Origin of the sequence: Vibrio sp. STUT-A16 (assembly GCF_026000495.1) — a bacterium.
Taxonomy (GTDB): Bacteria; Pseudomonadota; Gammaproteobacteria; order Enterobacterales; family Vibrionaceae; genus Vibrio; species Vibrio diabolicus.
The window spans coordinates 83,521-107,017 of record NZ_AP026766.1 but is presented as its reverse complement, the minus strand read 5'-3'; the positions used below and the strand labels follow the sequence as shown (position 1 = coordinate 107,017).

Below are 23,497 nucleotides of genomic sequence, written 5' to 3'. Positions count from 1 at the left end.
CATCAGTAGGCTTAAACGCTTTTTCATCATAATTCAGAGTGATGAGCAACAATCTAAGGCATAGAAAATTAATTGATCACTGTGAGATACGGATAACGAACAACGATGGCAACAACAGACATCACCATCAATGTTTGTGCGGAATAGTAGGTCACCATGACGACTTGTCGCGAAAATACGGATCGTCCCCCGAAGCGTTCAAAAGCTAAGACGGTACCAGAAACGATGAAGATAAAGCTTCCGAGCACTGCAAATGAGGACGATTGTGTTTTTCCACTCAAATAATACTCGATAGCAGCCCAACACATGGTCATCAATACCAATATGTAGCTGGCAACCGGGAGCTTTTCTTGACCAAGGTCCGGTCGAAACAACCAATAGAAACATACACCGAGTCCAAATAAAGCAATAGGGAGCCAAGGCGTAAAATGCCAAGCGGACATGATGGTAAAACCGTAGCTATAGGAAAGATGGGCAGAGCAGAAGAGCACTAATCCGGTAATAAACTTATCTCTAGGGAGCATTAATAGTAGTTCACCAAGCAACGAGAGCGATAAGCCAATCAAAATCCAATGCGTATATGGCATATGATAGGCAGGAGACTGGATTAAAATTCCTAACATACAGAGCACTGGTAATGGTTTGGATACGTAGAAAAGCCACTTAGGACCTTTACGGATACTGATGATATGTATGAATGCTAATACGACAACAACTAGCCACATAAAATGGATTCTCGAACAGACAAGCTAATGTAGTGGATAACTACAACAAATAAAAGGTCCATTAAATGAGTAAGTTAGACCTTTGAATTCAATTTTATTTTTGTTTGTGTAAAGCTGGACAGTTGTCTCTTTACTGACCTACACGATCAATGAGTTTGTAGGGATTAATGGTTATTTTGAGGAGTTCCCGAACTTGAACGTGATGAAGCTTACAAAATAGCATAAAAAAACGGTATTGTGACCGTTAAGTCACAATACCGTTAAACCCTAGAAAGGGCAGTGAACTGTTTTTGCTGTTAGGCAACAGCGAGTTCTAAAATTTCACGACTACGTTCAAGAGTAATCGCTTGGTTTTCACCGAGAACGGTCATTCCGTGTTTGTTGAGTTGTTCGATGATGGCATCGATCGCTTGTTCACGACTTTCACCATAGTTTTCTAGCTTAGTTGCGACATCAAGTTGATGATAAAACGCTTCGATCGCTTCGATGGTACGTTCAGCAAGATCGTCTCCAGCTTCAAGTCCAAATACGTTGCGACCCATTTGCTCTAGCTTAGGACGTTTAAATTGCATTTGGTTGCGAAGTAGCGATGGTTGGACGATTGCAAGAGAACGTGCATGATCGACGCCCCATAGAGCCGTTAATTCATGGCCGATCATATGTGTCGCCCAGTCTTGTGGAACGCCACTACCAATTAACCCGTTCAATGCTTGGTTAGCAGACCACATTAAGTTTGCGCGCCACATATCGTCGTCTCGCTCGGCAAACTGTTCTCCGAGTGTTTTTAAGGTTTTCAGCAGTGTTTCTGCATAGCCATCTTGAACCATTGCGCCGGTAGGAAGCGTCAAGTATTGCTCACATACGTGCACCCATGCGTCAACAATGCCGTTGATCAACTGGCGTTCTGGCAATGTTTTCATTACATCCGGGTCTAACACCGCAAATTTAGGCTGTACTGCTGGAGACATGAACGGAAGTTTGTCTTGAGTTTCTTTTTTAGTGATAACTGCGCCCATGTTTGACTCTGAGCCTGTTGCTGGCAGTGTCAAAATTGCAGCTAGAGGCGTCGCTTCAGTGACTTGGTGTTTACCAATCATGATATCCCAACCATCACCATCATACTTAGATGCTGCTGCTACGTATTTAGAGCCATCAATGACTGAACCACCACCTACAGCAAGAATAAAGTCAACACCATGTTCTTTTACCATTGCGACCGCTTTATCGAGCGTTTCTTTGGTTGGGTTGGGTTCAACACCAGAAAACTCTAGCCATTCATGTCCCTCTAGTGCTTCTGAGACTTGGTCGTACACGCCATTTTTTTTAATTGAGCCACCGCCGTATACCACTAAAACTTTTTGGTCGGATGGGATAGCTTCTTTGATTGCAGCGATTTGTTTTTGACCAAAGAAAATCTTGGTTGGGTTTACATAAGAAAAGTTCATTATTAGCCCTCTTGCTTCCAGTAAAGGAGATTGAATACGTGCATATTAGTCCTGATTAACGTTCGTTAATAGGTCGATTTCTGCAAATAATCTGCCTATTTCTACAAAATTGATGCTCTTGAGCTAGAAAGTTAAAGTCGAGAGGAAGTATAGTGCACGAAATGATAATAGAGACCAAACTCGTTGGTCATTGATGGAGCGCTCGAATGCACACTCTCGCAGATATCATGCAGCAATATGTTGAAAAGCAGGGACTGCATGACTTAGAAGGTATGAAGAAAACCGCAATAGATGGCGTATGGTTTTATCGCAGTAGCAAAGGAAATCATCGCCAGCCGTTTGTCTATCAGTCTGGAATTATTGTTTTAGGGCAAGGACATAAGAACATTCATATCGGTGATACACCTGTCCAATATGGGCCCGATGATTACCTTGTCGTAGGAGTTCCCATGCCCCTGGAGTGCGAAGCGTTTGCGACAAACAATGAGCCTTTACTTGGCATCTCGATAGATATTTCGCCAACGCTTCTTCATAAGCTCGTTAAAAAACTTGAGGCTGAGAAATTCAGTAATAAGTGTCTGGACGCTACCCGTTGCGGCCTTAAATCGGTACGCATGAGCGAAGGTATGCTGGATGCATGCAAGCGACTAATGAGCGCGTTGTGTAATGAGCTAGATGTTGTCATGCTCGGTGATCTACTTCTTGAGGAAATTGTTTATCGCACTTTGGTAAGCAAAGAAGGGTATGTTTTATTTGACTTAGCACACCAAGAAGGCTCTTACGCTAGAGTGGCCAAAGCACTGAATCGTGTTCATCAAGCGTACCATGAACAGTTGAGCGTACAAACATTGGCAGAAGAAGCCAATATGAGTGTGTCTGCTTTCCATCAAGCTTTTCGCAATGTCACGCTTGAATCTCCGTTGCAATACATTAAGAAAGTTCGACTTAATAAAGCGCGCGAGTTGATCCAACTGGAGGGGAGACGAGTCAACGATGCCGCGAGACTGGTTGGGTACACAAGCCCATCACAGTTTAGTCGTGAGTACAAGCGCCATTTTAATGAAACGCCAAGGTCAACAAAGGCTTAGTGATCTTTATTTCAAAATAACGACTTTTTTTGCCTTTTTTATTAATTTGCGAGTGACATATTTATTTGATTTATAAAATTAGTTACTGGTGCCAAATAATAGGTACGTTGTTGCAAGCATTTAGTGGATTGTTGCGAGGCGGTGTGGAAAACTCGTAAATAGATAGTGTGAAATCACCAACTTGTACTTAAGTTATTTTACGTCGAAATAAAAGTATAAGTGCGCTTTGTTTAGCGCATTTAGTATTGTTTTAACAATAACTTAAGGAAGAGCGATTATGCACCTTAAAAACGGCAACGCAGTGAAAAGCGTGTTCACACTAAGCACTCTCACCGCTTCTTGTCTTATGGCCTTCAATAGCTACGCAGCGGTTGACTGTGCCCCTCTAGAAACTTGGCAATCATCAAAAGTTTATAACGGTGGTGACCAAGTTCAACATGAAGGTAATGCTTACAAAGCACGCTACTGGACGCAAAACAGTAACCCAGCGCAATCTGGTGAGTGGGGCGAGTGGGAAACACTTGGCGCATGTGATGGCACTGGACCGATTGATCCACCTCAGAATGAAGTTCCGACTGTTACTCTAACATCGCCTTCTGCGTCGGCTTCTGTGACTGCAGGGGATGTTGTTAACCTAGCTGCAGATGCAGCTGATACCGATGGTACTGTTAGCAAAGTAGAATTCTTTGTTGATGGCGTATTAGTTGGTCAGGCAACGTCTGCGCCTTATGCTGCGTCATGGACAGCGACTGAAGGCCAGCACGAATTCTCTACTAAGGCGTATGACGATACAGGTGCAGTAAGCACAGCAAGCGCTGTGACGTTAACTGTGGCACCAGCACAATCTGGTAACGAAGCGCCGACAGTGGATGTTGCACTTTCTGCGACTTCTATTGACTTGGGTGGCTCCGTCACACTGACTGCGAATGCCGCAGATGCGGATGGCACCGTTGCTAAAGTTGATTTCTATGTGGCGGGTGTCCTTGCTGGCACCGCAACAACTGCACCATACACGCTTGATGTAACGCCTTCACAAGCTGGTTCGCTAAGTGTTTATGCGAGAGCAACCGATGATGCCGGAGCAACTGCAGATTCTGCACTTGCGACGTTAACGGTAAACGGTGGTGCGGTGACATCTAACTGTCGCCCTGATGGCTTGTATCAAACAACGGGTGTAGACGTTCCTTACTGTTCTATTTATGACGAAGAAGGTCGCGAGAAAATGGGCGCCGATCACCCACGTCGTGTGATTGGTTACTTTACTAGTTGGCGCGCAGGTGAGGACCCTCAATCGACTTACCTTGTTAAAGATATTCCTTGGGAGCAACTTACTCACATTAACTACGCGTTTGTGAGCATTGGTTCTGATGGTAAAGTAAACGTTGGTGACGTTAATGACCCTAACAACCCTGCTACGGGTAAAACTTGGCCTGGCGTTGAGGTAGATCCTGCTCTTGGCTTTAAAGGTCACTTTGGTGCGCTAGCGACTTACAAGCAAAAACATGATGTTAAAACGCTAATCTCTATCGGTGGTTGGGCTGAAACGGGCGGTCACTTCGATACGAATGGCGATCGTGTGGCTGACGGTGGTTTCTACACCATGACTACGAATGCAGACGGTTCTATTAACCATGCTGGCATCGAGAAGTTCGCAACTTCAGCCGTTGAAATGATGCGTCAGTACAAGTTCGACGGTCTGGATATTGACTATGAATACCCAACATCAATGGCTGGTGCTGGTAACCCTTACGACAAAGACTTCATGGAACCACGTCGTCAGTATCTATGGGCGTCTTACCAAGAGCTGATGAAAGTATTGCGTGAGAAACTTGATGCGGCATCCGCGCAAGATGGCATTCATTATATGCTGACTATCGCAGCACCATCTTCAGGTTACCTACTGCGTGGTATGGAAACCTTCGATGTAACTAAGTACCTAGACTACGTAAACATCATGTCTTACGACTTGCATGGGGCTTGGAATGATCACGTTGGTCACAACGCAGCATTATTCGATACAGGTAAAGACTCGGAGCTAGCGCAGTGGAACGTATACGGCACTGCTGCATACGGTGGTATCGGTTACTTGAACACAGACTGGGCTTACCATTACTTCCGTGGTTCTATGCCTGCAGGTCGTATCAACATTGGTGTTCCTTACTACACCCGTGGTTGGCAAGGTGTTACTGGTGGTGAAAATGGCCTATGGGGCCGAGCAGCACTGCCGAACCAAGCTGAGTGTCAACCAGGTACCGGTGAAGGGGAGAAGAACAACTGTGGTCACGGCGCTATTGGTATCGACAACATGTGGCACGATACCGACCCTAAAGGCAACGAAATGGGCGCTGGTTCTAACCCAATGTGGCATGCGAAGAACCTAGAAAATGGTATTTGGGGCTCTTACGCAGCCGCGTACGGTCTTGATCCAGTTAACGATCCTTCGGATAAGTTTGTTGGTACATATACTCGTCATTACGATAGCGTTGCTGTAGCGCCTTGGTTGTGGAACGCAGAGAAGAGCGTGTTCCTATCTACGGAAGATAAAGCTTCTATCGAAGTGAAAGCTGATTACGTTATCGATAAAGAAATCGGCGGTATTATGTTCTGGGAACTGGCAGGTGACTACAACTGTTACGTACTGGATGCAAATGGTAATCGTACGGCAGTAGATGCAACTGAACAAGCTTGTGCAGCTGGTAATGGTGAGTACCACATGGGTAACACTATGACCAAAGCTATCTACGACAAGTTTAAGTCTGCAACACCTTACGGCAATAAAGTTGCGACGGGTCCAACACCAACAGAAGCGGTAGACATTACAGTCAGCGTTGGCGGCTTTAAGGTTGGCGACCAAAACTACCCAATTAATCCGAAGATCACGTTTACGAACAACACTGGTCAAGCGATCCCTGGTGGTACTGAATTCCAGTTTGATATCCCAGTATCAGCTCCTGATAACGCGAAAGATCAATCTGGTGGCGGTTTGAAAGTCATTGCTTCTGGACATACTCGAGCAAACAACATCGGTGGCTTAGATGGCGTAATGCACCGCGTATCGTTCTCTCTACCTGCTTGGAAAGATTTACCAGCGGGCGGTACTTACGAGCTTGATATGGTTTACTACCTACCAATCTCTGGTCCGGCTAACTACTCAGTGATTTCTGGTGGTAAAGAGTTTGCGTTCAAGTTTGAACAGCCAGAACTGCCAATTGGTGACCTAAATGCAGGCTCGGGTGATGGTGGTACTACTGAACCAGGTACGTGTGATACGACAGGTTTAGTGACATACCCAGCTCTACCACAAACGGATTGGGCTGGTAACCCAAGCCACGCTAACCAAGGCGATAAGATCATCCACAACGGTGTGGTTTACCAAGCGAACTGGTGGACAGCGGCTGAGCCGGGCACAGATGGTAGCTGGTCAACGGTATGTAACATCTAATCGTTTTTGATTAACTGTTATAGCCTAACGTTAATAGGCATTTAAACAAAAGCGCATGATGATGATCGTGCGCTTTTTTGTTGCGATGGTTTGTCGTTTAATCGAATTGATAACTTTCGGGTATGACGACAATACCTTTGTCTGAGATTTTAAATCGCTTCGCATCTTCTAGTTTGTTTATGCCAATTTGAGTATGTGGCGGAATACGAACATGTTTATCCACAATACAGTTGACCAACTGACTTCCTTCACCGACCTCTACGTCATCAAAAATGATGGAATCGACAACCGTTGCACTGTCTTGAATGCGTACGTTAGAGGAAATAATGGAATGCTGTACTGAGCCTCCAGAATTGATGACACCGGTAGCAATGATGGAGTTAATAAAAATACCTTCATTACCCGTGGCTGACGATACGGTACGAGCTGGTGGAAACTGCGGCTCGTAAGTACGAATCGCCCAATTGGATTGATATAGGTTCATTGGTGGTACTGGCTCTAGCAGATCCATATTCGCTTCATAAAAGGAATCAATGGTACCCACGTCGCGCCAGTAGCAATCCTTATCAACGCGCCCTTTACTGCCACAAAATTGATAAGCATAAACGGATTCCGTATCAATCAGCTTAGGTATAATGTCTTTTCCGAAGTCATGACTTGATGAATCGAGTTTTGAGTCGTCTTCGAGTGCTTCTTTTAAAACATCCATATCAAAGATATAGATCCCCATGGAAACGAGGCTTCTGGTTTTGCTTCCTGGAAGGGTAGGTGGGCATTCTGGTTTTTCTATAAATGAAGTAACTAGACCGTTTTCTGCGGTGCCCATTACGCCGAATGCTGAAGCATCCTCTACGGGAACATCCATACAGGCAACGGTGAGCTTAGCACCTTTCTCTTTATGCTCTTCAAGCATTGCGGCGTAGTCCATTCGATAGATATGATCGCCGGATAACACAACCACATACTTCGCGTCATTGCGCGATAGTAACCACATGTTGTGATAAATCGCATCAGCGGTTCCTTCATACCATGCACCACCTTTGCGCATTTGAGGTGGAACCGCAGTAATGTACTCGCCAAGCTCTGGATTGAATATCGACCAACCATCTCGCAAGTGTTTTTGAAGTGAATGAGATTTGTATTGGGTCAAAACAAGGATTTTACGTAAACCTGAGTGTAAACAGTTGGTTAGTGTGAAATCTATAATTCTATACTTTCCGCCAAAAGGTACTGCTGGCTTGGTTCTATCATCGGTGAGTGGGCTGAGTCTAGACCCCATCCCTCCTGCTAAAATTACGGCGAGTGCGTCTTCCATATTGTTCCCTTTCCCTTTTTTGCATGCATCAAAACGGTGCTAACCAGGAGGAAGTGGTGTACAGCGCAGAGGTTTTGAAAGTGCATGTGCTGATGTGTTTACTACTGCAAACTTTAGTACAAGATTCGAGCCATAGAATATCTCTTTAAAAATCAAAGGAGTTAAAAGTTCATCGCAAGGCAATTGCACCACATTGGTGAAGTGCTAAGTAGGCCGTGCATCAAATTGGCGCAAAATTATAGGGAAGGGGAGAAAATAAGTATGGATTTACAATGTAAAGTGACGATAAAACAGTAAGATAAAGATAATCAAGCACGCCTCTTCGTCTGTTCAAAGTGAGTGGATATAGAAGTAAACCACTCACTCTTTAAACGTGCTTCCTTTATAGTCAACTATACGTTGACGTTACACTAAGAGAGACCGACGATATTTCCTTCATCATCAAGGTCTAAATTCATAAATGCAGGTTTATCAGGCAAACCTGGCATCGTCATCACCGTGCCTGATAACGCATACACAAACCCAGCGCCAGCACACAGACGTAACTCGCGGATAGGGACGGTAAAACCTGTCGGCGCACCTTTGACAGCGGAATCTGTTGTTATCGATAGTGGAGTTTTCGCTATGCAAACCGCTAAGTTGTTAAAACCTAGATTTTCAAAATGGTTGAGCTGTTCAGTAGCAAGAGAACTCATTTCTATATTGGCGGCACCATAGCCAGCTTCACACACAGCCATAAGTTTTTCGTGTAACGATTGTTCTTTACTGTATAAAGGACGAAACTCTGTAGGCTGGGTACAAGCGTCAATAACATGTTGAGCTAACTGAGTAGTGCCTTGCCCGCCTTGCGCAAAAGCGGTGCTGATAGCGACTTTAACTTCCGGATTAAATTTCTGAACCAGCTCTTCAAGTATTTTAAGCTCTTTCTCACAATCTTGCGGAAACTGGTTAATAGCGACAACAGCTGGAATGCCATATTTATGGACGTTATTAATGTGCCATTTTAAGTTTTCAAATCCCGCTTCCAATGCTGCTTGGTCTGGATTAAAAATGGAATCTGGAATGGCCATACCTGGTCGTAAATCGTAGTGTCCAGAATTTGCTTTGAGGCCGCGTAATGTCGCTACTATCACTACACAATCTGGCACCTTGCTGGCGGCGGCAGCTTTAATGTTACACGCTTTCTCAAATCCCATGTCCGAACCAAACCCCGCCTCTGTTACGGTGTAACTTGATAGCTTTAGCGCGATGTCGTCGGCAATAATGGATGAATTTCCATGGGCGATGTTCGCAAACGGGCCTGCGTGAATCAACGTAGGAACACCTTCCAGAGTTTGCATCAGTGTCGGTGCAATGGCCTCTTTTAATGTCACTGCCATTGCTCCTGCAACTTGCAGATCCTCCGTGGTTACGGGGTTTCCGTTCAAATCGTACGCTACGACAATTTTCCCGATACGCTGACGTAAATCTTTCAAATCTTTAGCCAGTGCAATGATAGCCATTAACTCAGACGCGGCAGAAATATCGAACCCTTCGTCGCGTTCGTATCCATTGATGATTTTTCCTGGCTCATTTAACCCAATTTTGACGTTACGTAGTGCACGATCATTATGGTCCATTACTCGTTTCCAAGTAATGCTTGCCGTATCGATTCTAAGTGCCTTTAATCCAGTACGTGCTTCAAAGGCATCATAGCCTTCACGCTGTTCATGATACAAGCGAGCATCAAGAGCGGCTGAAGCTAGATTATGCGCTGCCGTCACCGCATGGATATCACCAGTAAGGTGTAAGTTCAGTTCTTCCATTGGAGCAACTTGGGAATAACCACCGCCAGCAGCACCGCCTTTAATACCGAATACAGGCCCCATAGAAGGTTGTCTAATACATGCGATAACGGATTGTCTAAGCTTAGCTAAACCTTGTGCCAGTCCGACAGTTGTAACGGTTTTTCCTTCGCCAAGTGGGGTAGGAGTGATCGCAGTAACAAGCACAAGCTTACCGTTATCATTCTCTTTGAGCCGCTCCAAACATTTTGGATGGACTTTGGCTTTGTGCTTCCCGTGAGTGTCATATTCTTCGGGTAGTAACCCTACTTTTTCCGCAATAACATCAATAGAAGAAAGTGGTGTGTTTCGGCAAATTTCAATATCTGACTGCATGGATAATCCCTAAAGTGACTCGCAGGTAGTGTTGAAAAACAATCTGAGTTGGAGCAAGTATTATTGTTGGGCAAACGTTTGCTCGGTGATGGTACGGTTTCGATTCGGTATGTAAAGAGTTTACTGCTCTATACTGTGCTACATACTAACAAAATCTACTAATTACTGCGCCAGATCAAAACAAAAAGGCCACCAAATGGTGACCTTGATGTATTTTTAACTTTAAAGCTGTGATCTTAACGATCCCAGTAAGTTTCTTCTAAGCTATCTTCTCGTTCAGGAAGTGCTCGCGATAGGCGAGGAGAGTGTTGCGTCAACACTTCATAGCTTACTCGGTTTGCATATTTACAGATCTGAGAAAGTGATGAGTAAGTCAAACAGCGTACTTCGTGCTTTTCTGAGTTAGGCACTTCTTTTTGATGGAAAGAGTTTGCAGCCATATCATGCAGTAAAGCAGAAAGCGCCGCATCGCCTGCGCCGTTGGTGTTCTTAATCTCTAGTGGACCACCTAGGTAAGGACCAATGTAAGAGTATACCCTCATTGGCTTCTCACAATCTCCTTTACGCATCGCACGACTAAATTCGTATTGGTTAAAGGCTTCAATTGAGCCTTCAAGAATGTCGTGTGTGGTTTCTCGTTTTACTTTTTCGTCAGTGTAACCTGCCATGTATAGGCCATTTGGCCCAGCAGTACATAGAACAAGATCGACCCACTCAAGTGCTTTATCAGCAGCCGCAAGCGGTTCTGTCTCGCCTGTTAATGCGGCGCCTTCTTCTTCATTCATTGCAACAACAGATATGTTCTCGCGAATGTACTCTTGCCACCATTGCGCGTTACCTTCGATAACGTACTTTGTGCCTAAAGTCAGTACAACAGGGACATCGTGCTTCTTGGCAAAGTCGATCGCTTTTTGTACCGCTTTCGGCATTGGATCCTCTTCTTTACCGCGCATTAGGTAAGAAGAAACAACCAGAGCTGATGCTTTCTCAAAGATCTCTTCAGGAATGCTTTCCGGAAGTAGTTGGTTCATGTGACCTTCATTGATAGCAAATGTGCGTTCGCCATCTTGAGAAATCAGGGTATAACAACGACCAATAGGACCATCTACCGTTTGTAGGTGGTTGAGGTTCATGCGTGAAGACGTGCGGCAAAGGTAACGGTAAGCAAAAGAACCAACTTGAATGTTCTTGGACATCACACCGAGCAAAACGGATTTGCTATCCGCCAATACTGAGTAATTGTGGAGCGTGTTGCCAATCGTGTCACCTGGGTATTGGTGTGTGATCAGGCCTTGCTCAACCAGTTCTTCGTAAAGTGCATCTGCTTTGCTTTCTTCAAGAACGAGTGAATGTCCTTTACTTAGGTTGTATTTTTCTAAAAACGCATCATCTACACGCGCTTCGATATCTACGATGGTTTGACCGACACCAACAATAGTTGGGCGATATAGCTTAGGCGCTTGTCGGATTTGGTTTACTAATGGATCTCGAGCGTGAGTTGGGAAGTAGTGTTTAGATTTACGCTGACCAGGAAACTTCATGCTTGTTCTTGAGTGAGAAAAAAAAGAGGCGGGATTGTATCACAAAAAAATGAAAATCGTGGCGTTTTATTACAAAGAAGTTTGCCCGCTGAAAAAATCAGCGAGCTGGAGAAATTGCGACCAAGATAGCCTAAATTACTGATGCTTATAGTACTGCAATTGGTCGCTTTTCAGATTGTTGATCGGTTATTCTCTTTAACAACGAGCTTGGAGCTACCCAAAATTAGCTGCGTTACTTTTTCACTTCAGTTGGCTCAACGTAAGCCTTGGTGCCCCAAAGTGGAACCGTCGATAGGCTGTGCTTAAAGCTACCGTCTGTCTCTTTTGTTGTGTAAGACAGGTAGAGTAAGGTTTGGTTGTCTGCATCATAAATTCGGCGAACCTTCATTGTTTTGAAGAAAATACTTTTTGACTTCTTAAATACAATTTCGCCAGACTTACTTTTATCTATTTTTGCAATCATTTCCGGCGTGATTTCGCCTGTCTGACGACATGATATTGAGCTGTCACTTGGATCCGCTAAGCTAAAATCGGCTTCGATAGAAGCTATATGACACGTTACCCCCGTGACAACCTCGTCTTTTAATTCACCTACTTTGATGTCTTTCAAAGTAAACCAACCGAGTCCTACATCAGCAACATCGTTATCTGAACAACCAACCAGCGCAGTAGCAAGCAATGCACTTAACAGCATCTTTTTCATTATTTTTGTCCTTAACTAGGAAAGATATTGATGAAATCTATCAGAGGTTTGCAACTAAAACAAAATTTAGCCAAGGAAAGGTCTACGTACGCTAGGTTTGTTGTAGGCTTCATGCTAATGTACTGCTCTAAACGAAATGATGAGTTAGAGTGACCATACTTTCTCCCAATATGTTTGACTTTATATCGCTTGTCGCTCTGTCTAAGCTTCACTCTATGTGAAAATGAAACACTTTGCACATTTCGTTTTGCAACTAAGGTATCAAAATGAATGAACAACAGTTAGCCAGTATCGAGCGTAAAAATACATGGCTGTATGATCTGGTTGAAGTTGAATTTCCAACACCAGAGAGTCTGAAAGGGCGTGATGTCTATTTCAAAGCACTAGAACAAGCAACCTATCAAGTGGTCGACAAAGACACGCTACTTGAGAGTAATTCTGAATTTAGCTCTGACGATATTTTTCTGGTCGATTTTCACCGACTTACTATCATGTTTTCTGTCCTGCAGTCTCAGCGTTGGGATCAACAGTACGATAAAGATATGATTGTGGAATATCTTACTCAGATAATTCTAACGCCAGATTTTGAATTATATGTTGGTTTTAAATCTGGAGCTCCAATTGGTGCCGCTATTATTAGCCACCTTGAAGGAAACACGCTTATCTCTGATGTCGCGGTTTCTGAATCAAAATACAAGAGTTCGTTTGTGGCGGATCTTGCTAAAAGACTAAGTACCGAACACAAGCTTTTAGATTCGGTGATTATTGAAAGCTAATTTGCGCACTCAAATGCATAAAAAGCAAAGCAAGATGACGATAGGTGATCTTGCTTAGAAAAACTGTAATTGCTCCCCTCTATTTCCATGAAATGCCAAGCTCGTCGTTTCAACAATCCCAAACTTAAATAAGATTAAGCCAACATTTTTAAAATCAGCTAGGGCATTAGCCTTTAAGATGTCTGGAGATGGCTATGGCAATTACCAATATTAAGTGCGTGATATTTGATTGTGATGGTACGTTGGTCGATAGTGAACGATTGTGTTGCCAAGCTCTCGTCAATGTATTTAACCTGCATGGCGCAGAATTAACGATGGAAGAGTGCGTTTCTCATTTTAAAGGAGGAAAGCTCGCTGACATCCTTTTAGATACTAAAGAGCTGAAAGATATCAAAGTCCCTATTGATGTCTTAGAGCCGCAATACCGTGAAGAAGTCCAGTCTCTTTTTGTTCGCCACTTACAGCCGATGGATGGCGCAAAGCGTTTAATTCAGTTTTTGGATTCGCATAATATCGAATATTGTGTCGCGTCCAATGGGCCGAAAGATAAAATAGAATACGCATTGGAGTTAACAGGATTGCTCGATGCTTTCCAAGGGAAAGTGTTCTCTGCATTCGATGCGAATAGTTGGAAACCTGAACCTGACTTAATTATGTACAGTGCAATGAGCATGGGCTTTTTACCGAGCGACTGTCTTTATATTGATGACACACCTAAAGGCGTAGAAGCGGGATTAAACGCTGGCATTAAAACCGTACAGCTATTTAATGGTGAGGCAATCAATCGTGTTGATGATGAACGCGTAATTCGCATTCAACATTTAGATGAATTAAAAGAGCAGCTATTTAGCTGCTCTGTTTAATCTCTTAATGGCACACCGTACTTAAGCTATGGATATGTTTAAGTTTGGACTGTAGGTAAGGGGTTTGATGTAGGCATTGGATGGATGAGAAGCTTTTTGTATGAAATCCGCAAGCAGCGCATGTGAATTTCTCTCCATCCGATGAAATGAGATATTCATCCCCCTGGCAGAGAGGGCAACTTAGGTTTTCGATGTCTTTTGTATCTTTGTAATTATTCATATTGTTTTCCAGCAGCAAATTGGAATTGGCAGGATTAAGCATAGCGGAACGCTTTGTTTATGAACATTATTTCATCAGGCACAGCGAGAACTTGAGATTCACTTCAAATATCCACTTGTGTGTAGTAGAAAATATCGACGATAACGGTTTAAAGAAAAGGGCTCCTGAGGAGCCCTTGTGGATCATAAATGCTGCAAAGTTATGCTGTGCGGTAGCGTTGTAATACCTCACCAAGAGACACTGACGCCTGAGTGAGACTAGCTACCCCTACGGTAGATTGCTCTGCAACTTCTCTGATTGTGCTCGACTGGCTGCGAATTTCTGAAAGCTCAGATGCAATATCGTTGGCGACTGCGCTTTGTTCTTCTGCTGAGGTGGAAATTTGGATACTCATGTCCATCAATGAGCGTGCGGATTCAGCAATGGACGTCACATCATGACCAATTTCATCAATAAGCTGGCTACTGGTTTGCGCTTGTTGAACGGTTCGATCAGTGATTGAAGCAATGTTCTGGCTCTCGGTTTGTAGTTTCTCAATCATGGCTTGAATTTCTACTGTTGCCTGTTGAGTTCGGCTTGCCAATGTACGCACTTCATCAGCAACTACAGCAAATCCACGACCTTGCTCCCCGGCGCGTGCCGCTTCAATTGCCGCATTCAGAGCCAATAGGTTGGTTTGTTCTGAAATGGCATTGATCGTTGTGATAACGTCATTAATCTGCGTCGTGTTTTCATTTAAATTGGTTACTGATGTGGAAGCCTGTTCAATATAGCTGGATAACGTCTCAATTTCTCCAATCACATTTTGCACGCGATTTCTGCTTAGCTCGATCTTTTGAGCATCTTGATCGGATTGCATCGTCGCTTGTTGGGAAATACTGGATACTTCTTTTGCAGAGGCTGTCATTTCTTCCATTGCTGTCGCGACGGAATCGAGTGTTTGATATTGATGAGATATCTGCGTTTCGCTCAACTGCATATCTTTTTCGAATGCAGAAGATGTCTCACTCAATGTAGCCGCATTATTTTTCACACTGTTAACCAGTTCACTTAAGGTGTCCATAGATTTATCTAACGCGCAACCAATGGTGCCAAACTCGTCTCGGCCAGGATGAAAACCAAGGCGAGAGGTTAAATCACCTTCACCAATTTTTTCGGTTGTCGTATATAAAACCCACAGGGCGCCTCCTATAAAGGTCGCAACCCAGTAAGAGAAAAGGGCAAAAGGAACAACCCATAAAAAGCTGAGTAACAGAGAGGTTAAGGCTGACGACTTTGCAGATTCGTATTGCGCGGATACGTTTTGAGTCAACTTAATCACTTCGCCAGAATGCAACTTTGCATAAGCGGTGACAGAGCCATCAACAAAAGAGCTCTCGCTTACGCGACTTGATTTCGATACGCCGTCAATTTGTGGAACATGACCTGGTTGAGCGTCAACAATACCAGAAAGTTTCGCTTCGCTAGCAGAAATCGCTTGTTGTTTAAATTGTTGTATTTCATTGAAGTAGCGGCTTCCAGCCACAGAAGTGAGGGCTACTAAAAACAGCAGGAATATAACCCACATTTTGTCGTTGATAGACATCTTGATAAACAGCCTGTCTATCGTTCTAAACTCAACTTCTCTCATTTAAAGCTCCATTAGAGATAAAAGATATTGACCAAATCTATTGCTATATCGAAACAAAATATGCGAAGTTAATCAGCAAAATATGTAACGAAAACTAAATTTAGTTTAAGAAATGAGATCTAAGGACGCCTATAACGGTATGTTATATCTTTAAATTGACATAAATATTGATAAAAGAGCTATTTCTCTGAAGTGCTAAAGTAGATATTAAATCTGGTTGCAAACGTTTACTTTTGATTCTGCTCATAGGTTTTTAAATCTTTACTTCTCGCTGCCATGAATGTGTCATATAAAGACTATAAAAAGGAGTTGTTGACGTGGATATGGCAAGGCCAAGCCGTCAGCAAGTACAAGCAAGAGAGCTTAAAATAAAGGAGGTCACAATGAGCGACCAATACCAAAACGATGAGAGCCTAGAGCTGCTAGATGCGCTTGAAATTGGCATTATCTTGTCGGAATACGTTGGCTCAGACAACGAAGCCGAATAGTGGAACACTCTCATCTCGTCGTAATTGACGTTATACTAGGTTCATGTCACACCAAGCCTTAAAGGCCAAAACTGGCGTCGGATGAACTTTCTAGCCCACCTGCATATCGCAGACCACTGTAACAGCCATTTATTGGGAAACTTGCTTGGAGACTTCGTAAAAGGAGATCCAAGCAAGCTGTATGAACGTGATATCTCGAACGGCATCAAATTACATAGATTTGTTGACCGCATTACCGATCACCATCCAATTGTTAACGAATGCAAACCTCACTTCAAAGGTACTGCGCGGCGCTTTGCCCCTATCGCTCTCGATATGTTCTGGGACCATTGTCTCGCAAAACACTGGAACGACTTTTATGCCGTATCTCTCGAACACTTTGTCGACTCGGCATACGAGCGAGTAAACCGTGACGTTGATGAACATTTGCCATCGCGTTTTTTGGTGCTCCACAGCCGGATGTGGCACGGTCGATGGCTTCAGTCATACCAAGACCTGGATAATATCGAATTTGCATTACATCGAATGTCGCAAAGAAGCCCGAGAATGGCTGACCTTACTACAACATTTAAAGTGATTGAGAGTGATTACACAGTATTGGAAGAGAAGTTCTCGACACTCTATCGAGACGTTTTGCGCCAGTCGTATGATTTTCACCAACATCTTATTGATTCAGCCCAATGAGATAGAAAAGTAGTATGGCTATTGGGGCTCTGGTAAACTCTGCGCTCCAAAAATAATGAGGTTACACATGTCTGTTAATTTTGCTGACTTAGGCATTGAACAAAAGCTAATCGAGACGCTAAGCAATCTAAATATCGTGACACCAACACCAGTGCAAGAAAAGTCTATTCCACATGTCCTTGAAGGAAAGAACTTACTTGCTGCTGCACAAACTGGTACGGGGAAAACAGCTGCGTTTGGTTTACCTATTATACAAACCGTTCAGCAAAAGAAACTCAACGGTACGCCTCAAGCATTGGTTTTGGTTCCAACACGCGAGCTTGCGCAGCAGGTATTTGATAATTTGAATCAGTACTCTGCACAAACCGAACTTCGCATTGTGTGTGTTTATGGTGGTACAAGCATTGGCGTACAAAAGAGGAAGTTAGAAGAGGGCGTTGATATTTTGATTGCAACACCAGGCCGCCTTTTGGATCATCTGTTTAATGGCAACGTAAACATCTCCAAAACCAGTATGCTCGTTCTAGACGAAGCCGACCGTATGTTAGATATGGGATTCTGGCTTGACTTGCAACGCATCTTCCGACGTTTACCCGCCGAAAAACAGATCCTGTTGTTCTCTGCGACATTTGAAAAGCGAATCAAGACTATTGCGTACAAACTCATGGAATCGCCGGTTGAAGTTGAAGTGTCACCAGCAAACACGACGGCTGAAACGGTAAAACAGATGGTTTATCCGGTAGACAAAAAGCGTAAACGTGAATTATTGGCGTACTTGATTGGCTCGCGCAATTGGCAGCAAGTGCTTGTATTTACAAAAACTAAGCAAGGTAGCGATGAGCTAGCAAAAGAGCTTAAGTTAGATGGCATAAAAGCGGTTTCAATTAACGGGGATAAGTCACAGGGTGCGCGTCAAAGAGCGTTGGATGAGTTCAAACAAGGTAAGGTGCGTGCGTTGATTGCGACAGATGTAGCAGCACGAGGACTGGATATTCAAGAGTTAGAGCAAGTGGTGAACTTTGATATGCCATTTAAAGCCGAAGATTATGTCCACCGTATAGGCCGTACTGGCCGTGCAGGAAAGTCGGGGTTAGCTGTGTCTCTAATGAGTCGGGATGAAGAATATTTATTGCATGCTATCGAGAATTTGCTTGATCAACGCCTACCGCAAGAATGGTTGGCAGGCTTCGAGCCAAGCCTTATAGAAGAAGTCGAGCCTGAGAAAAATGGTAGTGGACGCCGTCGAAGCCGTTCATCAGAGAAGCGTAAGCTAAAAGCAAAATTAGCGATTCATAAGAGCCGTGGTAAATCACGTAACTCTCGCTAAACCGCACAAACTTTTGTTCTTACATAGTCAGGCTGTTTTTGCCTCTTCATAAACGTCTAACGTTTGCGGGATAGCGAGTAGGTATCCTTGATACATATCGAAACCGAGTTTTTTCATTAAGTTAAGTTGATGCTCGGTTTCAATTCCTTCAATAACGGTTTTAGAGCGCAACGTTCTTGCTAGTGATAATGCATCGACTAGAGCTTTCCAGTCACCATTTTCGTATCTCAGCATTAACGAGCGATCCATCTTTATTATGTCTGGACGAACGCCTTTCACTCGTTCAATTGTTGAGGCATTGACGCCATAATCGTCGATCGCCAATTTAAACCCGCCTTGGCTTAATTCACGAGCTGCTTGCGACAACGAGGACTCGTCTTCTACGTTCAACTCAAGCAACTCCATGACGATTTGTTCATTTACTAAATGAGATTGATAAATGGTTTGTTTTAGCAGCCTATTGTACGTGATGTCTCTGGCTAGTATTTTTGCTGCTTCTGGTAATACATTAAGAAACAGTTGTTTATTGTGAAAGTGAGATTGGGCAAAGTTTTTGATATGAATTAGGCGACTTAAGCGTTCGACATTGAGTAGGTCTTGAGCGGCAATGGTTTTTGATTGGAAAAACTGATCTGGCCTGATCATGGTGCCATTAGCATTGGTAATTCTTACTAGCGCCTCAAGGCCAACGATAGAAATATCTTTTTTATATATAGGTTGAAAGACACTTCGAAGAGTGAGCTTTGCGTATTTCGCAATGTATTGCCCGTCGGCTTGTTTGCGGATGCAACTAAGGAGTTGCGAGGTGCTCATCATTGTTACAACAACCTAAATCAATGCTTCTACATCAGCGCTATCGCGCTAACTTTTTATTTCATTGGCACTGAATCTAAGTGGGCTCATGAACTCAAGCAAGAATGATGGTAAGAGATGATTAGATTTGTCGAGTGATATCAAACAAATTGATGAAATGACTGACAATCTTCCTATTGCAATTTGATGTTACCATTGTAGTACTGCATACAGTTGTAAGTATTTTCTGACCAACTGTTGTTTGTTCGAGCGACGTAAAGGATGACCAAACTTAATGTAACAAGGACTGATGCCAAATCGAGTGTCTAACGATTGCGTGAGCTGTGATTCGCTGGTGTACAGCGTGATGCCTTGCTCCGTGTATTCGTTGATCTGATCGGGCAGTTCACCCATCCACCAATGAAGCAACTCTCGGCTCGTTTTACTGCGACTGATCCAATGATCACAAACTAAAAAGAGTAGATCATTCGGTTGCAGCGCATAACCGTATTCGCTTTGCCATTCCGTAATTGATGAGAGTAAGTTCTCTCGACAAGATTTTCCCGCACTGACCATATGGTGACTCAGGACCCAAACCGTGCCTATTTCAGATGAAATACGGTAGTGATGAGGCAGGTCCGGAGTATTTAAAACTTCAATTGGTTTTACCACGCTGTTGTATCCGAAGTGACGGAAAGTGTGTTCCATTCTTCTTGAAAACGCGAGACCAAGATGATGCTCACTCATGCCTTGGTTATGTACCGCAGGGTAATGCTTTTCACACAACTTAAGACAGTCGTCTTGAAAATCATTAACACTTTGAATCACTAGGTCGAGTAGCAAAGAATATCCCTTAATAATTAACAAAACGAACTGCAAAAGGTTAGCATAGTCTTTTGAGAATAGACTAATTTACTTCGGCAACTTCTTGATCTAAACACCAAATTTCTCACAAATGATCGCGCCTACTCTTTAAGAGAGCAAGACGATAGAAGCACACATAGAACGAAATTCTGAAAAAGGGCAAAGATGATAAAGTTAGAACGTGCACAAAAAGAAACGCTGGCAACCGCCATTCAAGATTATATGCAGGACGAACTAGATGTTGAGATTGGCCAGTTCGATAGTGAATTTCTTATTGATTTCATTACAGAAAAACTAGGGCCAATTTATTACAACAAGGGGGTGGAAGATGCAAAATCACTGGTTGAACGTAGAATGTTAGAAGTGTCCGAAGAGCTGTATGAGATAGAACAAGAAGTTAAACTGTAAGTTTCAGTTTTATAAACGATTTAAAGTTCCTTCAAAAAATTCGAACAACTTGATAGATACGGTGCCATTGGCTGGATGTAAATGATGGTAAATAATCTGTTTCATATGACGTAAATAGGTTAATGTAGTGTTTCTTGCTCAACATTAACTTAGGAATATATCTAGGAACTTGAGATGGATACACTGGTAAAGAATTACAACCTTACTGCACGCGTGATGCACTGGTTATCTGCGCTGTGCATTATTGGTCTATTTGCAGTGGGTTTGTGGATGGTCGACCTTAGCTATTACAGCGAATGGTATCGAACTGCGCCACATTACCATCGCTCTGTCGGTATTTTACTCGCTATTTTAACTTTGGCACGCATTGTATGGAAACATGTTACGGCGTCACCAAAGGTAGAAGGCAAACCTTACGAAGTGCTTGCTGCTAAAGCAGCTCATGGTGTTATGTACCTACTATTGGTCACCATCTTTGTTTCAGGTTACCTCATTTCAACGTCTGATGGACGCGGTATCGAAGTGTTTAATTGGTTTACCGTGCCAGGAGCGGGAGAGTTATTCCCAGGACAATCAGACATAGCGGGTGAAATTCACTTCTACGCAGCTTGGGCCGTCATCCTGATAGCAGGTTTGCACGCTATTGCTGCGCTAAAACACCACTTTATCGATAAAGACAACACATTAAGAAAAATGTTAGGAGCTTCAAAATGAAAAAGTCACTCTTCGCTACAGGATTAGCTATCGCTATGGCACTACCATTTGGTGCGCAAGCTGCAGATTATGTCATCGATACCAAAGGTGCTCACGCTTCAATTAACTTTAAAGTTAGTCACTTGGGTTACAGCTTCATCAAAGGTCGTTTCAATACATTTTCTGGTGACTTTTCTTTTGATGAGAACAACATTGCTGATTCAAAAGTGAATGTTGTTGTTGATACAACTAGCTTAGACTCCAACCACGCTGAACGTGACAAGCACATTCGTAGTGGTGACTTCATTGATGCTGGTAAATACAGCGAAGCGACCTTTAAAAGCACAAAAGTGGTTGATAAAGGCAATGGCAAGCTAGATGTAACTGGTGATCTAACGCTACACGGTGTTACTAAGCCTATTACTATCGAAGCTGAATTTGTTGGCGCAGGTAGTGACCCATGGGGTGGTGAGCGCGCTGGCTTCGTTGGTAACACTCGCCTCGAGCTTGCTGACTTTGATATCCCAGTAATGGGTGCTTCAAGCTATGTTGATATGGAACTTCATATCGAAGGCGTTAAGAAGTAACGAACTTCTTTTAGATACAGTAAAAGCGCTCTTCAACGGAAGAGCGCTTTTTTATTACCTCAATCACAATCGACAACATTGGCAAGCCAGTCAGTGACAGCGATTGAAAGCCAACAGACGTTGCAAGCGTTTAATGAATTACGCTGTTTCTAACTCGTTTTTTTCTACTAGGTTTAAACGCTCACCAAAAATCGGGCGTAGTGCTTTTAATACTTCAGTACGAGTAACAACACCGACCATCTGGCCATTTTCAAGTACAGGAAGTACTTGTGGCTTGCTCACTTTGATGCTTTTTGCGCGTTCTTCTAAAGATAAAGACGTCATGCGAGTGGCGATGCCCATGTTGCTCGTTGGGTACAACTGCTCTTTATCGATACATAGGAATTCGACAACATCAACGAGACGATCACCAGCATCAATTGCGACCACATCGCGGCTCATGATGTCGACGACTTTTTGGTCTTTCACCGGAATGTAGTCCTCACACCATAGTTCTACCATCACATCGTGAGCAGAGAAGAAGCCAACCAATCGATTTTGTACGTCTACAACAGGTGCGCTAGTTACGTTGTTATCAAGTAGCACATCTAGTGCGATTGCTATCGGTGTTTCTGCACTGATGGTAACTGGTTTTGGGTTCATAATGTCTTTAACAAAAGATGCGTTTTTCATGGTGAAATCCTTAACTGACGAGAGTGTTGTAGTCGTTGTGATAGAAGATATATTCGCTGCTTTTAGTTCTGGTAGGCGAAAAATGCACCAGTTTGCAAGACCAACTAAAACCGCTCCGCCGACGATGTTGCCAAGCGTGACAGGAATTAAGTTAGCGGTAATAAAGTGCCCAATATTTAAGTCTGCGTACTGTGAAGCGGGCACACCGACGGAGGCCCAAAAAGACTCAGGTGCAAAATTCGCGATAACAATGCCAAGTGGAACCATAAACATGTTCGCGACACAGTGTTCAAAGCCACTGCTGACAAACATGGCCACAGGCATAATTGTCATTGCTGCTTTTGTCATTGCATTTGCAGAGCTAAACGTTAACCAAATCGCGAGGCAGACCAATAGGTTACAAAGGATGCCGAGCGCAAACGCCTGAATGAGAGTGTGATGAAGCTTGTGCTGCGCGATGTTAAGCGCATTTAACCCCCATTGACCGTTATCCATTTGATAAAGACCAGCTGCAGTAACTAGCGCAAGTAGGAACATCGCACCAATGAAGTTGCCAACGTAAACCTTGCCCCAAATAGAAAGCATTTTTCCAAACGAGATTTGCTTATTGGCCCATGAGATACTGGAAAGAACTGAGCTGGTAAATAGTTCACCACCGCAGATCACGATGAGGATCAAGCCCATACTAAATGCTAATCCGCCAGCAAGACGGCTTAAGCCCCAACCAGCGCCAGCGCTGCCAGTAGTCACCGTGATGTAAAACAAGAACGCCAATCCAATGAACGCGCCCGCCATGATGGCAAGACTCAGTGTCATGCTGCTGGTTTTGTTTGCTTTACTTAACGCAAATTTTTCCGCTTCAGCCATCATTTCTTTTGGAGAAAAGTACTGGTGATTTTGAGAGCTGGTCACCGCCATATTGACTCCTTAATTTGTAATCGCATAAAAATTCCTTGGTTATTAACTCAAAAATGAAATTGTTGTTTTTATTTAGAAGCCTCAATGACTTCAGTCTCAAAGTCATTGAGGCTTGCGGTGTTCCCGAACCGCACAGTCAGAATAAGGAGAAGGGTTT

At 43.4% G+C, this 23,497-nt stretch carries 19 protein-coding genes; 9 read left to right on the top strand and 10 right to left on the bottom strand.

The features are described from left to right. Positions 1–68: 68 nt before the first annotated feature. Both OO778_RS17150 and OO778_RS17145 read right to left on the bottom strand, forming a co-directional pair. Positions 69–725, bottom strand: coding sequence for a lysoplasmalogenase (locus OO778_RS17150; protein ID WP_074190642.1), 657 nt, complete (start codon positions 723–725; stop codon positions 69–71). 296 nt (positions 726–1,021) lie between these two features. Continuing rightward, entirely contained in the window at positions 1,022–2,170 is a 1,149-nt protein-coding gene (locus OO778_RS17145; RefSeq protein WP_006742257.1) for an iron-containing alcohol dehydrogenase, read from the bottom strand. A 206-nt stretch (positions 2,171–2,376) separates the two neighbouring features. On the opposite strand from OO778_RS17145, the gene OO778_RS17140 reads away from it, so the two are divergent. Together OO778_RS17140 and OO778_RS17135 are read left to right on the top strand one after the other, a co-directional pair. Beyond that, on the top strand, positions 2,377–3,258 hold the full coding sequence (locus OO778_RS17140) for an AraC family transcriptional regulator (protein WP_053808441.1): 882 nt from the start codon (positions 2,377–2,379) through the stop codon (positions 3,256–3,258). 277 nt (positions 3,259–3,535) lie between these two features. Next, a complete protein-coding gene (locus tag OO778_RS17135; protein WP_258614544.1) occupies positions 3,536–6,700 on the top strand; it encodes a glycosyl hydrolase family 18 protein in 3,165 nt (1,054 codons plus the stop codon). A gap of 97 nt (positions 6,701–6,797) precedes the next feature. Here OO778_RS17135 and glgC read toward each other — a convergent pair whose 3' ends face one another. From glgC to OO778_RS17115, 4 genes are all read right to left on the bottom strand, one after another. Beyond that, complete coding sequence (gene glgC, locus OO778_RS17130) at positions 6,798–8,015, bottom strand: glucose-1-phosphate adenylyltransferase (protein WP_006742254.1); 1,218 nt, start codon at positions 8,013–8,015, stop codon at positions 6,798–6,800. 410 nt (positions 8,016–8,425) lie between these two features. After that, positions 8,426–10,174, bottom strand: coding sequence for a formate--tetrahydrofolate ligase (locus OO778_RS17125; RefSeq protein ID WP_074190644.1), 1,749 nt, complete (start codon positions 10,172–10,174; stop codon positions 8,426–8,428). A gap of 236 nt (positions 10,175–10,410) precedes the next feature. After that, a complete protein-coding gene (locus tag OO778_RS17120; RefSeq protein WP_124007867.1) occupies positions 10,411–11,715 on the bottom strand; it encodes an inosine/guanosine kinase in 1,305 nt (434 codons plus the stop codon). A 232-nt stretch (positions 11,716–11,947) separates the two neighbouring features. Beyond that, entirely contained in the window at positions 11,948–12,418 is a 471-nt protein-coding gene (locus OO778_RS17115; protein ID WP_264912263.1) for a CreA family protein, read from the bottom strand. Positions 12,419–12,684: 266 nt separating this feature from the next. Here OO778_RS17115 and OO778_RS17110 point away from each other — a divergent pair, with 266 nt between their 5' ends. Together OO778_RS17110 and OO778_RS17105 are read left to right on the top strand one after the other, a co-directional pair. Further along, positions 12,685–13,194: a hypothetical protein gene (locus OO778_RS17110; protein ID WP_006742250.1), complete on the top strand. Its 510-nt coding sequence runs from the start codon at positions 12,685–12,687 to the stop codon at positions 13,192–13,194. Positions 13,195–13,388: 194 nt separating this feature from the next. Beyond that, positions 13,389–14,057 (top strand): HAD-IA family hydrolase, encoded by a 669-nt coding sequence (locus OO778_RS17105; protein WP_005397612.1) that lies wholly within the window; start codon positions 13,389–13,391, stop codon positions 14,055–14,057. Positions 14,058–14,476: 419 nt separating this feature from the next. On the opposite strand, the gene OO778_RS17100 is transcribed toward OO778_RS17105, so the two are convergent. Continuing rightward, positions 14,477–15,907: a methyl-accepting chemotaxis protein gene (locus OO778_RS17100; RefSeq protein WP_264912262.1), complete on the bottom strand. Its 1,431-nt coding sequence runs from the start codon at positions 15,905–15,907 to the stop codon at positions 14,477–14,479. 569 nt (positions 15,908–16,476) lie between these two features. On the opposite strand from OO778_RS17100, the gene OO778_RS17095 reads away from it, so the two are divergent. Beyond that, complete coding sequence (locus tag OO778_RS17095; protein ID WP_264912261.1) at positions 16,477–17,079, top strand: ACP phosphodiesterase; 603 nt, start codon at positions 16,477–16,479, stop codon at positions 17,077–17,079. 67 nt (positions 17,080–17,146) lie between these two features. Continuing rightward, positions 17,147–18,406 carry a DEAD/DEAH box helicase gene (locus tag OO778_RS17090; protein WP_264912260.1) on the top strand — a complete coding sequence of 420 codons (1,260 nt, stop codon included), beginning with the start codon at positions 17,147–17,149 and terminating at the stop codon, positions 18,404–18,406. A gap of 27 nt (positions 18,407–18,433) precedes the next feature. On the opposite strand, the gene OO778_RS17085 is transcribed toward OO778_RS17090, so the two are convergent. Beyond that, on the bottom strand, positions 18,434–19,222 hold the full coding sequence (locus tag OO778_RS17085) for an EAL domain-containing protein (RefSeq protein ID WP_005395532.1): 789 nt from the start codon (positions 19,220–19,222) through the stop codon (positions 18,434–18,436). A 186-nt stretch (positions 19,223–19,408) separates the two neighbouring features. Then, a complete protein-coding gene (locus OO778_RS17080; RefSeq protein WP_005395531.1) occupies positions 19,409–20,041 on the bottom strand; it encodes a hypothetical protein in 633 nt (210 codons plus the stop codon). 186 nt (positions 20,042–20,227) lie between these two features. On the opposite strand from OO778_RS17080, the gene OO778_RS17075 reads away from it, so the two are divergent. The 3 genes from OO778_RS17075 to OO778_RS17065 all read left to right on the top strand — a co-directional run bounded on the left by OO778_RS17075 (position 20,228) and on the right by OO778_RS17065 (position 21,750). Then, positions 20,228–20,470, top strand: coding sequence for a DUF2164 domain-containing protein (locus tag OO778_RS17075; protein WP_005395529.1), 243 nt, complete (start codon positions 20,228–20,230; stop codon positions 20,468–20,470). A 174-nt stretch (positions 20,471–20,644) separates the two neighbouring features. After that, positions 20,645–21,184: a cytochrome b gene (locus OO778_RS17070; RefSeq protein WP_012842319.1), complete on the top strand. Its 540-nt coding sequence runs from the start codon at positions 20,645–20,647 to the stop codon at positions 21,182–21,184. Further along, on the top strand, positions 21,181–21,750 hold the full coding sequence (locus tag OO778_RS17065; RefSeq protein WP_005395526.1) for a YceI family protein: 570 nt from the start codon (positions 21,181–21,183) through the stop codon (positions 21,748–21,750). The genes OO778_RS17070 and OO778_RS17065 overlap by 4 nt, the downstream gene beginning before the upstream one ends. 138 nt (positions 21,751–21,888) lie before the next feature. Here OO778_RS17065 and focA read toward each other — a convergent pair whose 3' ends face one another. Further along, complete coding sequence (gene focA / locus OO778_RS17060; protein WP_264912259.1) at positions 21,889–23,340, bottom strand: formate transporter FocA; 1,452 nt, start codon at positions 23,338–23,340, stop codon at positions 21,889–21,891. Positions 23,341–23,497 lie beyond the last annotated feature (157 nt).